The 12,059-nt window shown below is 66.3% G+C and carries 11 protein-coding genes; 7 read left to right on the forward strand and 4 right to left on the reverse strand.

The window, feature by feature from the left end:
- Nucleotides 1-209 precede the first annotated feature (209 nt).
- Nucleotides 210-800 carry a DUF6676 family protein gene (locus P9A17_RS30235; RefSeq protein ID WP_278042468.1) on the reverse strand — a complete coding sequence of 197 codons (591 nt, stop codon included), beginning with the start codon at nucleotides 798-800 and terminating at the stop codon, nucleotides 210-212.
- A gap of 163 nt (nucleotides 801-963) precedes the next feature.
- Here P9A17_RS30235 and P9A17_RS30240 point away from each other — a divergent pair, with 163 nt between their 5' ends.
- Nucleotides 964-3,768 carry an aconitate hydratase gene (locus P9A17_RS30240; RefSeq protein WP_278042469.1) on the forward strand — a complete coding sequence of 935 codons (2,805 nt, stop codon included), beginning with the start codon at nucleotides 964-966 and terminating at the stop codon, nucleotides 3,766-3,768.
- A 10-nt stretch (nucleotides 3,769-3,778) separates the two neighbouring features.
- Nucleotides 3,779-4,342 carry a TetR/AcrR family transcriptional regulator gene (locus P9A17_RS30245; RefSeq protein ID WP_278042470.1) on the forward strand — a complete coding sequence of 188 codons (564 nt, stop codon included), beginning with the start codon at nucleotides 3,779-3,781 and terminating at the stop codon, nucleotides 4,340-4,342.
- Between the two features lie 3 nt (nucleotides 4,343-4,345).
- On the opposite strand, the gene P9A17_RS30250 is transcribed toward P9A17_RS30245, so the two are convergent.
- Together P9A17_RS30250 and P9A17_RS30255 are read right to left on the reverse strand one after the other, a co-directional pair.
- Nucleotides 4,346-4,534 (reverse strand): helix-turn-helix domain-containing protein, encoded by a 189-nt coding sequence (locus P9A17_RS30250; RefSeq protein ID WP_278042471.1) that lies wholly within the window; start codon nucleotides 4,532-4,534, stop codon nucleotides 4,346-4,348.
- Between the two features lie 44 nt (nucleotides 4,535-4,578).
- Complete coding sequence (locus P9A17_RS30255; RefSeq protein ID WP_278042472.1) at nucleotides 4,579-6,204, reverse strand: ABC-F family ATP-binding cassette domain-containing protein; 1,626 nt, start codon at nucleotides 6,202-6,204, stop codon at nucleotides 4,579-4,581.
- A gap of 143 nt (nucleotides 6,205-6,347) precedes the next feature.
- On the opposite strand from P9A17_RS30255, the gene P9A17_RS30260 reads away from it, so the two are divergent.
- Genes P9A17_RS30260 through P9A17_RS30280 form a run of 5 tightly spaced genes read left to right on the forward strand, consistent with a single transcriptional unit; the run spans nucleotide 6,348 to nucleotide 11,198 of the window.
- The gene (locus P9A17_RS30260) at nucleotides 6,348-8,030 is read left to right on the forward strand and encodes an AMP-binding protein (protein WP_278042473.1); all 1,683 of its coding nucleotides are present in this window, start codon (nucleotides 6,348-6,350) and stop codon (nucleotides 8,028-8,030) included.
- 6 nt (nucleotides 8,031-8,036) lie between these two features.
- A complete protein-coding gene (locus P9A17_RS30265) occupies nucleotides 8,037-8,756 on the forward strand; it encodes a glycosyltransferase (RefSeq protein ID WP_278042474.1) in 720 nt (239 codons plus the stop codon).
- Nucleotides 8,753-9,685, forward strand: a complete 933-nt coding sequence (locus tag P9A17_RS30270) for an ATP-binding cassette domain-containing protein (protein ID WP_278042475.1) — start codon at nucleotides 8,753-8,755, stop codon at nucleotides 9,683-9,685. The genes P9A17_RS30265 and P9A17_RS30270 overlap by 4 nt, the downstream gene beginning before the upstream one ends.
- Nucleotides 9,682-10,422: an ABC transporter permease gene (locus P9A17_RS30275; protein ID WP_278042476.1), complete on the forward strand. Its 741-nt coding sequence runs from the start codon at nucleotides 9,682-9,684 to the stop codon at nucleotides 10,420-10,422. Before P9A17_RS30270 ends, P9A17_RS30275 begins: the two co-directional genes overlap by 4 nt.
- The gene (locus tag P9A17_RS30280) at nucleotides 10,419-11,198 is read left to right on the forward strand and encodes an ABC transporter permease (RefSeq protein ID WP_278042477.1); all 780 of its coding nucleotides are present in this window, start codon (nucleotides 10,419-10,421) and stop codon (nucleotides 11,196-11,198) included. The genes P9A17_RS30275 and P9A17_RS30280 overlap by 4 nt, the downstream gene beginning before the upstream one ends.
- On the opposite strand, the gene P9A17_RS30285 is transcribed toward P9A17_RS30280, so the two are convergent.
- Complete coding sequence (locus tag P9A17_RS30285; RefSeq protein WP_347403867.1) at nucleotides 11,162-11,809, reverse strand: DUF222 domain-containing protein; 648 nt, start codon at nucleotides 11,807-11,809, stop codon at nucleotides 11,162-11,164. The two genes, P9A17_RS30280 and P9A17_RS30285, sit on opposite strands and share 37 nt — an antisense overlap.
- Nucleotides 11,810-12,059 lie beyond the last annotated feature (250 nt).

The following is a 12,059-nucleotide window of genomic DNA, read 5'->3' on the forward strand; positions in this document are numbered from 1 at the left end:
GTCTCCTCAGGCTCCACGCGAAACGTGTCGACACAGGGCTGGCGACTGAGCTCAGAAGTCACATTAATCACAACCGCAACACCAGGCACCGATTGCACCGTACGTCACATCTGACGCTAAAGAAACTTTAGCCACAAATTACAAGAATGTAATTGCGATTGGCGTTATCAAATAGTGATGTTTGTATTTGCGCTACGCGCGGCTATCTATCAATCAGTGCTGCTGGAGGCTGCCTCGGGCACGCCGTCGCGTTTGCCCCATTTCTGCAGTACGCGCGTTGCAACAACAGCGAGAGCGACCGCTAAAACCAGCACAATCGTGAATGGCGTCCAGGGGAAATGCGAGGCCGTCAACTCGCCGACGAAATTCTTCGACGACAGCACGGGATCGCCCGTCTTGGCCAGGTCCTCGCCGGCCTCCAGCGTCACCCTGTCGAAGACGGGGCTGTAGGTCCCGGCGTATCCGGGGCTGACCACCAGCACGGTCGCGCCGGGGCTGGCCTCCCCGACCTCGGACGCGATGTCCCGCAGCGGGGTGTGGATCGGCGGGCTCGCATCCATGACGACGATCTTCAGATCGATGCCCTGGTTGTCGGCATCCGCGACGACCTGCTCGAGCTGCGCTTTGACCTCCGGTGCGGTGCCAACGGGCACACTCACCCCGGATTCGGCCACGTTGGTGCGGACGATGTCCATGCACGCATCGGTGGAGTCGCCGGGTTTCACCTCGATGCCGACTGACTGGCAGAGCTGCGGCGGGATATACGTCGGCACAAACGGGACGAACTGCAGTCCGGACACACGAGCACGGTACGCGATGGGTATGCAGCACAGGTGGCAGCGCGCCCGCCGACCGACAAGACTGGTAGGCACCCTGGGAGTTCTTACAGGACAAGCGTACTGTTAGAGTTACCAACGCCGCCGACACAGCCCGTCGCGGCGATGATTCAAGCCGGGAGTTGATGTGAGCAGCAAGAATTCGTTCGGAGCACACGACACACTGAAGGTCGGAGACAACAGCTACGAGATCTACCGCCTCGACGCTGTCCCCGGCAACGAGAAACTTCCCTACAGCCTGAAGGTCCTCGCCGAGAACCTGCTGCGCACCGAAGACGGCGCGAACATCACCAAGGAGCACATCGAGGCGATCGCTAACTGGGATCCCGAGGCCGAGCCGAGCATCGAGATCCAGTTCACCCCCGCGCGCGTGCTGATGCAGGACTTCACCGGTGTCCCCTGCATCGTCGACCTCGCGACCATGCGCGAGGCCGTCGCGGCCCTCGGCGGCGACCCGGACAAGGTCAACCCGCTCTCGCCCGCGGAGATGGTCATCGACCACTCGGTGATCCTGGACGTGTTCGGCCGCGCCGACGCCTTCGAGCGCAACGTCGAACTCGAATACGAACGCAACGGCGAGCGCTACCAGTTTCTGCGCTGGGGCCAGGGCGCGTTCGACGACTTCAAGGTCGTCCCGCCCGGCACCGGCATCGTGCACCAGGTCAACATCGAGTACCTCGCCCGCGTCGTGATGGAGCGTGACGGGGTGGCCTACCCCGACACGTGCGTGGGCACCGACAGCCACACCACGATGGAGAACGGCCTCGGCGTGCTCGGCTGGGGCGTCGGCGGCATCGAGGCCGAAGCGGCCATGCTGGGCCAGCCCGTATCGATGCTCATCCCGCGTGTCGTCGGCTTCAAGCTGACCGGCGAGATCAAGCCCGGCGTGACCGCCACCGACGTCGTGCTGACCGTCACCGACATGCTGCGCAAGCACGGCGTGGTCGGCAAGTTCGTCGAGTTCTATGGCAACGGCGTCGCCGAGGTTCCGCTGGCCAACCGCGCGACGCTGGGCAACATGAGCCCCGAATTCGGTTCCACCGCAGCGATGTTCCCGATCGACGAAGAGACGATCAACTACCTGCGTCTGACCGGCCGCACCGACGAGCAACTCGCGCTCGTCGAGGCGTACGCCAAGGAACAGGGCATGTGGCACAACCCGGAGAAGGAGCCCGTGTTCTCCGAATACATGGAGCTCGACCTGTCCACGGTGGTGCCGTCGATCTCGGGCCCGAAGCGCCCGCAGGACCGGATCGAGCTGTCGGACGCCAAGAACGCGTTCCGCAAGGACATCCACAATTACGTGGAGGAAAACCATCCGGCCGAGTGCACCAATCTCGACGAGGCTGTCGACGAGTCGTTCCCGGCCAGCGACCCGGTGTCACTGTCGTTCGCCGAAGAGGACGCCGTGGACGTCCGCCCGTCTGCCGCCAACGGATCCGAGGGGCGGCCGAGCAAGCCCGTCAAGGTGAGCTCCGAGGAGCGCGGCGAATTCGTGCTCGACCACGGCGCGGTCGTCGTCGCGGGCATCACGTCGTGCACGAACACGTCCAACCCGTCGGTGATGCTCGGCGCGGCGCTGCTCGCCAAGAAGGCCGTCGACAAGGGCCTGACCACCAAGCCGTGGGTGAAGACCAACATGGCGCCGGGCAGCCAGGTGGTCACCGACTACTACAACAAGGCCGGCCTGTGGCCCTACCTGGAGAAGCTCGGGTACTTCCTCGGCGGCTATGGATGCACGACGTGCATCGGCAACACCGGCCCGCTGCCCGACGAGATCTCGGCGGCGATCAACGACAACGACCTGTCGGTGACGGCGGTGCTCTCGGGTAACCGCAACTTCGAGGGCCGCATCTCCCCCGACGTGAAGATGAACTATCTGGCATCGCCCCCGCTGGTCATCGCCTACGGTCTGGCCGGCACGATGGACTTCGACTTCGAGTCGGACCCGCTGGGACAGGACACCGACGGCAATGACGTCTATCTGAAGGACATCTGGCCGTCCGCCCAGGAGATCCAGGAGACGATCGCGAGCTCGATCAACCGCGACATGTTCACCGATTCGTACGCCGACGTGTTCAAGGGTGACGATCGCTGGCGTTCGCTGCCGACGCCGGAGGGCAACACCTTCGAGTGGGACGAGGATTCCACATACGTTCGCAAGGCGCCCTACTTCGACGGCATGCCCGCCGAGCCCGAGCCCGTCTCCGACATCCAGGGCGCCAGAGTGCTTGCGCTGCTGGGAGATTCGGTCACCACCGACCACATCTCCCCCGCGGGCAGCATCAAGAAGGGCACCCCGGCTGCGCAGTACCTCGAAGAGCACGGAGTCGAGCCGAAGGACTTCAACTCACTGGGATCGCGGCGCGGCAACCACGAGGTGATGATTCGCGGCACGTTCGCGAACATCCGCCTCAAGAACCAGCTCCTCGACGACGTCTCAGGTGGTTACACCCGCGACTTCACCCAGGATGGCGGTCCGCAGGCGTTCATCTACGACGCCTCGCAGAACTACCAGAGGGAAGGCATTCCGCTGGTTGTGTTGGGCGGCAAGGAGTATGGCTCCGGATCGTCGCGCGACTGGGCCGCCAAGGGCACCACGCTGCTGGGTGTGCGGGCGGTGATCACCGAGTCGTTCGAGCGCATCCACCGCTCCAACCTGATCGGTATGGGTGTCATTCCGCTGCAGTTCCCCAAGGGTGAGTCGGCGGCATCGCTGAAGCTCGACGGCACGGAGACGTTCGACATCACCGGCATCGAGGAGCTCAACGAGGGCAAGACGCCCAAGACGGTGAAGGTCACCGCCACGAAGGAGGACGGCTCCAAGGTGGAGTTCGACGCGGTGGTCCGCATCGACACCCCCGGAGAGGCCGACTACTACCGCAACGGCGGCATCCTGCAGTACGTCCTGCGCAACATGCTCAAGTCGTAAAGCAGCCACTATGCCCCGGGTGACCGACGATCATCTGGCGGCCCGCCGTCGCCAGATTCTCGACGGCGCCCGCCGGTGTTTCGCACAGTACGGGTACGAGAGCGCGACCGTGCGGCGGCTCGAACAGACCATCGGGCTGTCGCGCGGCGCGATCTTTCACCATTTCCGCGACAAGGACACGCTGTTCTTCGAACTCGCGCGCGAGGACGCCGAACGGATGGCCGATGTGGCGGCGCGGGAAGGCCTGATCCAGGTGATGCGCGACATGCTCGCCGCGCCCGATCAATTCGACTGGCTGGCCACCCGGTTGGAGATCGCCCGCAAGCTCCGCAACGATCCGGCGTTCAGCCGGGGCTGGGAGGAGCGGTCAGCCGAACTCTCGGCGGCGACGACCGAACGGCTGCGCCGCCAGAAGCAGGCGGGCCGGTTGCGCGACGACGTCGACGATGAGGTGCTGCAGACGTATCTGGAGCTGGTGCTCGACGGATTGGTGGCAAGGCTTGCCGCCGGGGATGAGCCCGAGAAGCTCAGCGCTGTTCTCGACCTCGTGGAAGCCTCGGTGCGACAGCAGTAATGGCTAGCGCCTGCCACGGTGGTTGGGACCCCCGCGGCTACGCATCGTCACGCCGGATTCTCGCAGCATGGTGTGCACAGACCCGTAGGAGTGGCCGGTCGACGCGACCAGAGACCTGATGCTGGCGCCGCCCTCGTACGCACTGCGCAACTCGCTCAGAAGCTGATCTCTGGGCTTGCCGCTGTTTTTCATGACCGCGGCATACCCAGACGGGTAGCTGTTGACACCCGATGGGGTCAGGCGAGTTCGATCAGGTCTCGGTATTCGTCGGACCAGAAATCCTCGGTACCGTCAGGCAGCAGCAGTACCCGCTGCGGTTCGAGCGCCTCCGCGGCTCCGGGATCGTGGGTGACGAGCACGACCGATCCTTCGTAGCTGCGCAACGCGTCGAGGACCTGTTCGCGCGACGCCGGGTCCAGGTTGTTGGTGGGCTCGTCGAGCAGCAACACGTTGGCAGTCGATGCGACGAGACCCGCCAGAGCCAGCCGGGTCTTCTCGCCGCCGGACAGCGTGCCTGCCGGCTGCTCGAGCTGCGGTCCGGAGAACATGAATGCCCCCAGCAGACCCCGCAGATCCTGTTCGGCGGTGTCCGGCGCGGCGTGGCGGATGTTCTCCCAGACCGAGGCCATGTTGTCGAGGGTGTCGTGCTCCTGGGCGAAGTACCCGATCCGCAGCCCATAGCCCGGTTCGAGTCCGCCGGCGTCCGGCGTCTCGACACCGGCGAGCAGCCGCAGCAGCGTGGTCTTGCCCGCACCGTTGAGGCCGAGCACGACGACACGAGAGCCCTTGTCGATGGCCAGATCCAGGCCGGTGAAGATCTCCAGCGAACCGTATGTCTTCGTCAGCCCCTTGGCGATCAGCGGTGTCTTACCGCACGGGGCGGGCGTCGGGAACTTGATCCGCGCCACCTTGTCGGCCACCCGCTCGGCGTCAAGTTCGGCGATCATCCGCTCGGCGCGGCGCAGCATGTTCTGCGCGGCAACGGCTTTCGTTGCCTTGGCGCCCATCTTGGCGGCCTGCGCGCGCAGGGCACCCGCCTTCTTCTCGGCGTTGGCGCGTTCGCGCCGCCGACGTTGCTCGTCGGTGGCGCGGGCGTCGAGGTACTTCTGCCAGCCCATGTTGTAGACGTCGGCCTCGCCGCGGACCGCGTCGAGGAACCACACCCGGTTCACCACATCGGCGAGCAGGTCGACATCGTGGCTGATCACCACGAGCCCGCCGGTGTGGTTCTGCAGGAAGGTGCGCAGCCAGCCGATCGAGTCGGCGTCGAGGTGGTTGGTGGGCTCGTCGAGCAGCAGCGTCGTCCCAGAGCCACTGCCCTCGGATGCGGCGAACAGGATCCGGGCGAGCTCGACGCGGCGGCGTTGACCACCGGAGAGCGTGCGCAGCGGCTGGGTCAGGACGCGGTCGGGCAAGCCGAGGCTGGCGCAGATCCGCCCGGCTTCGCTTTCGGCGGCGTAGCCGCCCAGCGCGGCGAAGCGCTCCTCCAGTTGGCCGTAGCGGCGGATGGCCTTGTCGCGGGCGGCATCGTCGGCGACCTCGGCCATGAGCGCCTGCTGCTTCTCCAGGTCGGCCAGCAAGGCGTCCAGGCCGCGGGCTGACAACACGCGGTCACGGGCCAGCATCTCCAGGTTTCCCTCTTTGGGATCCTGTGGCAGATAACCGATTTCACCGGAGCGGGTCAGCGTTCCCGCGTAGGGCTCGCCCTCCCCCGCCAGGATGCGCATCGTGGTCGTCTTGCCCGCACCGTTGCGCCCGACGAGCCCGATGCGGTCGCCGGGCTGCACCCGGAGCGCGGGTCCGTCGATCGCGAGCAGCGTGCGCGCTCCAGCGCGGACCTCGAGGTCCGTTGCGGTGATCACGCTGATGCTCCCGGGAAAAAGGTGGGTTTGGGCCCCCAAAGGCTAGTGCGCACCACCCACCCGACGCCAACCGATAACGCGGGCGCCTATTTTTAGCGAGGTTAGCCTAAGCTCTTCCGGACATTAGGTGGTGAAAGTCAGAAGTGATCGAATCGTCCATTCCGGCGCTCCTTCGGGAGCGCGCGAGTTTGCAGCCCCACGACACGGCGTTCACCTACGTCGACTTCGACGTGGACCCCGCGGGCGTGCCGGACAGCCTGACCTGGTCTGAGCTGCACCGGCGGGTGGTCAACCTCGCCGACGATCTCAGGGAGATCGCCGCGCACGGTGACCGTGCACTGATCCTTGCTCCGCAGGGAATGGACTACGTCGTCGGCTATCTCGGCGCCCTTGAGGCCAACCTGATCGCGGTGCCGTTGGCAGCGCCGATGCATCCGTCGGGCGACGAGCGCATCCGCGCGGTTCTCGACGACGCGACACCTACCGTGATTCTGACCACATCGGCCCTCGTCAACGACGTCGCACGGTCCGTCGCCGATCATCCGGCCCGGCCGGCGATCGTCGAGACCGACAGGCTGGACCTGATTGCCCGCCGCCGCCTGCAGCGCAGGCGCGAGGACCGCCCGGACGTGGCCTACCTGCAGTACACCTCCGGGTCGACGCGCACGCCGGCCGGCGTCATGGTGTCGCACCGCAATCTGGCGGCCAACTTCGAACAGATGACGGCGAACTTCTTCGCCGACCACGGCAGGGTCGCGCCGCCCGGAACCACCGTGGTCTCGTGGCTGCCCTTCTATCACGACATGGGTCTGCTGCTGGGAATCTGCACCCCGATCCTGGGTGGCTGGAAAACGGTGTTCACCAGCCCGGTGGCGTTTCTGACCAAGCCTGCGCGCTGGATGCAGTTGCTTGCCTCCCACGAGTGGGGCCTGACGGCGGCCCCGAACTTCGCGTTCGATCTGACCGCGGCACGGACGTCCGACGCCGACATGGCCGGCCGCGACCTCGGGAACGTGCTGGCGATCATGAGCGGTGCCGAACGGGTTCAGCCGGCGACCGTCGAGCGGTTCGCCAAGAGGTTCGCTCCGTACAACCTGCCCGACACCGTGATTCGGCCGTCCTACGGGCTCGCCGAGGCCACCCTCTACGTCGCGACACGGCTACCGGGCGCGGCACCCACCGTCGTCGCGTTCGACTCCGAGAAGCTCTCCCACGGTGTTGCCGAACGCAGCACGGCAGGCACCCCGCTCGTGAGCTACGGCCCGCCCACGTCGCCCGACGTGCGCATCGTCGACCCGGAATCGCGGCGTGAAGTAGCCGCGGGCACCATCGGCGAGATCTGGGCCCGCGGCGACAACATCTGCCTCGGATACTGGAACAAGCCCGACGAATCGGCCCACACGTTCGGCGGAGTCCTCGACGACGAGACTGGCCAAACATGGCTTCGGACAGGCGATCTCGGCTTCCTCTCCGACGGAGAGCTGTTCATCGTCGGCCGCCTGAAGGATCTGCTGATCGTCCGCGGACGCAACCACTACCCCGACGACATCGAGGCCACCGTCAGCGCGATCTCCGGTGGCCGCAGCGCCGCGATCGCGGTCGACCAGGACGGCACCGAACAACTCGTCGTCGTCGCGGAGGCCAAGACCGACCGTGACATCGTCAGTGACGTGACGGCCGCGGTCGCGAACGCCCACGGACTCACCGTCACCGACCTCGTACTCGTGCAGCGCGGTTCGCTGCCGATCACCACGAGCGGCAAGATTCGCAGGCAGATGTGCGTAGAGCAATATCTGAGCGCCTCACTCGCCCGCCTCGACGCCTGACCCACCGTGATCTCTTTCATCGTCCCGACCCTCGACGAAGAGGGCACGATCGAGCAGACCCTCGAATGCCTTGCGGCCTACACCGGCGAGCACGAGATCATCGTGTCGGACGGCAACAGCACCGACGGCACCGTCGACATCTGCCGCAGGTTCACCGATCATGTCATCGTCCACGGTGAGCCGCGCCGACAGACGATCGCCGAGGCCCGCAATGTCGGGGCTGCCGCGGCCCGCGGGGACCACCTGGTGTTCGTCGACGCCGACGTACTCATCCCCGACATCGACCACTTCTTCGCGACCGCGTACGCAGCATTCGCGGCAGACGACCGCGTGGTAGCGCTGACGGGCAAGTACCGGGTGACTCCGGAGAACGCCACTGCTGCAGACAAATACGTGTTCACGATGCTGGGGCTGCAGTTCCTCATCCAGAACAACGTGCTCGGCATCGGCGGCTCGGGCGGCGAGTTCCAGATGATCGATGCCGAAGCGTTTCGCACAGTCGGGGGCTTCGACGAGCGGCTGCCCGCCGCCGAGGACATGGACCTGTTCCGCAGGCTGTCCAAGATCGGGCGGACACGGTTCGAAAGCAGGCTGACGGTGTACCACACGGGGCGCCGGGCCCACGCCGTCGGCTGGCGAACCCTTCTGTGGCAATGGTTTTCGAACTCCGTGTCCGTGTTCGCGTTCCGCCGGTCCGCCAGCAGCGAATGGACGGTGGTCCGGTGATCGAGGTGACCGGCCTGACGAAGGCGTACGACGGCGGGGTCTCGGCCCTGACGGACGTCAGCTTCACGGTGCCGACGGGTTCGGTGCTCGCGCTGCTCGGCCACAACGGTGCGGGGAAGACGACGACGGTGCAGATCCTGTCGACGCTGATTCCGCCGACGTCGGGGCGGGCGCTGGTCGGCGGATACGACGTCGTCGGTCAGGCCGACGACGTCCGCGACAGTATCGGTGTGACGGGCCAGAGCGCCTGTCTCGACGAGCTTCTGACGGGCCGGGAGAACCTGACGCTGTTCGCGCGGTTGCGCGGCATGCGGCGCAAGGCGGCACGACAGCGTGCCGATGAGCTGATCGAGCAGTTCGACCTCGGGCACGCCGCGAACCGGCCCGTGCAGACGTATTCCGGCGGCATGCGGCGCCGTGTCGACATCGCCATCGCGCTGGTGGCGACGCCAAGGGTGCTGTTCCTCGACGAGCCGACCACCGGCCTTGACCCCCGCAGTCGGCTTCAGGTGTGGGAACTGGTGTCGTCGCTGGCCGCCGACGGGGTCACCGTGCTGCTGACCACGCAGTACCTCGAAGAGGCTGACGTACTGAGCGATTCGATCGTCATCCTCAATTCCGGGCGGATCGTCGCCAGCGGCACGGCGGAGGAACTCAAGGCACAGACCGGTGCGACGTACTGCCAGGTGACGCTTGTGCATCCCGCCGACATGGCGCGCGTGTCGGCTGCCCTCGCGGAAATCGCCGAGGTCGACTCCGACGCGAACACCAACACCGTCTCGGTGCGGGCGGTCGACGGCGTCGGCACGCTGAGTGAGGTCGTGCGCAGGACCGATCAACTCGGGGTCGAGCTCATCGACATCACGCTGCGCAGACCCACGCTCGACGAGGTATTCCTGAACCTGACCCCGGCGGCGCTCACACCGTGAATGCTCTTGCCGCGCTGACCGAACGGATGGTCCAGGTCGCGTTGCGCGACTTCGACCTCGTGCTCGGCGTGGTCGCCCCGGTGGTGACGTTGCTCGGGTTGAACTTCGCGCTGCGCCAGGTCATCGATACGGGCGATATGAGTTACGCCGACTATCTGCTGCCCGGCATCATCGTGCAGGCCATGCTGCTCGGCGCCGTGACCACCGCGGACCGGGCAGCGTGGGAACAGGCGTCGGGCTTCACGATTCGTCTTCGTACACAACCTATTTCGTTGTTCGCGCCGATGACGGCCCGGATCGCCTATTGCCTGATGCGTGGGATTCTGGCGCTGGCGGCGGCGGTGCTGACCGCGTGCATGCTGGGATTCCGCATGTCGGGTGGATTGCCGGCCGCCGCAGGGTTTCTCCTCGTCCCGCTGGTGTTGACGGTGGCGCTGTCGCTGGGCGCCGACGCGATGGGGACTCGGATCGGCAAGGTGGGCGCGGGACAACTCCTGCTGGTCCCCCAGCTCGTCCTGATTCTCGTCTCGACGTGCCTGGCGCCCACCGAGTCTTTCCCTGACTGGGTGCAAACTTTCGTCGCGCATCAACCGGTCTCCCAGATCACCGACACGCTGCGGGATCTCACCGTCGGGCGCGCATCCGGCGGCGAGGTCGCGGTCACGGTGGCCTGGTGCATCGGCTTGCTGGTTGTTTTCGGTGCGGTCGCGGTGCGGGCGCAGAGGCGGGCGCGGTGAGGACGAGCCCCTCCACAACGACGGTCATCCTGGCCGAACGCATGATGACCCATTGGCGCCGGAATCCCGTGATCCCGATGCAGTCGCTGCTGTTGCCGACACTGCTGCTGCTGACATACCACCTGGTGGTCAGCAAGTCGATGGTGCGACTCACCGGTGCCGACAACCTCAGTGCGCTTGTACCGATGTGCACCGTTGCGGGCGCCATGATGGGTGCGATCGGGGCCGGGTTCCGGATTCCCGCCGAACGCGAAAGCGGCCTGCTCAGCCGGCTGTGGGTGCAGCCCGTGCAGCGGTACAGCCTGCTGGCGGGAACCCTTGCCGCAGAGGGCCTCCGAACGCTGGGCGCTGGAGTCATCATCGTGGCGGTGGGCGTCGCGCTCGGATTGCGGTTCGATGGCAGCCCGCTGGCCATTGTGCCGTTCCTGCTCATCCCGGTGATGGTGGTGGTTGTCTTCGCGACGATCGTCGCCTCGGTTGCCGTCACACGGCAAAGTACGGCGCTGCTGACGGTGCTCGGCGGCTCCGCGATCGGTCTGTCGTTCTGCACAGGCGGCATCGCTCCCGTGGACCTGTTCCCGTCGTGGCTCCAGCCGCTGATCAGATTCCAGCCGTTGACCCCCGTCGTGGAGTCGATGCGGGCGCTGGCCGACGGTGATCCCGCGGGACCCGCACTGCTCGCCGCCGCGGCGTGGATGATCGTGCTGCTGGCCATCTTCGGACCCCTGGCTGCCCGCGGCTATCGCCGCGCCGCCCAATCGGGTGGCGCCGGTTGACCGACGGCTGATTCATTGCGGCGGCGTTCGTCGTCGATGCGTTGGCGCCGCGCCTCGGCGCGGGTGATCGGCCGCTTGGGCATCGTCAGTCCCTCGGTGTGCTTGCGGGGCCGTCCGGTGGGCACGACCTCGGCGGTGGGCACACAGAGCCCAGGGAAGAGACGCCGGCACCCTGGATAGGTCGTGGCCGTGCAGCCGTCGGGGTCGGTCCACACGATGGTGCCGTCGGGATGCTGGACGCTGCTCCACCCCGGCCAGAAAGTCTTGAGCAAGTGGTGTTCTCGGCATAGGCACGCGAGATTCGATGCACACGTCGGCCCGGACGGGTACGGGATGGTGTGGTCGATGTCGGCGATGGTGGCCGGTCTCGCACATCCGGGAAATCTGCATGTCAGATCCCGGCACCGGATGAATTCGGCCAGCTTTCGCGACGGCCGATAGCGAGGTTCCTGAGGCGCCTGACCCGGGTGAATCAGCGGCCGAATCGTGGCGTGCATCGCGGCCTGAGCGGCAACCGGCGCCGGAATGACCACGCCACCAAGTATCGTCGCGGGGCTCGCGGGGCAGTACTCGCCGCGGTCGGCAGCGAGTGCGGCGTTCAGGCCCGCCAATGTGTAGCGATACCACGGCTGCGGCAGCAGCGGCGGTTTCTCCCCCCTAGTGCACGGCGCTGCGCGGTGAGGTCACCTGTCGGGGCGCCGGGAGTCTCGGTCTCGGTCTCGCCAACAGGATTGCCGTCATCGGTGGGCGTGTCAGATGGTTTGTGTAGCTGTGGCTCCTAGTGAATGGAGCAGTATCGATGGATGTGAGCACTGACGAGCCGATGTCGGGGGCTGACGCCGTAGAGGCGTTGAAGTCCGC

This window comes from Mycobacterium sp. 236(2023), from assembly GCF_029623955.1.
Classification (GTDB): Bacteria; Actinomycetota; Actinomycetes; order Mycobacteriales; family Mycobacteriaceae; genus Mycobacterium.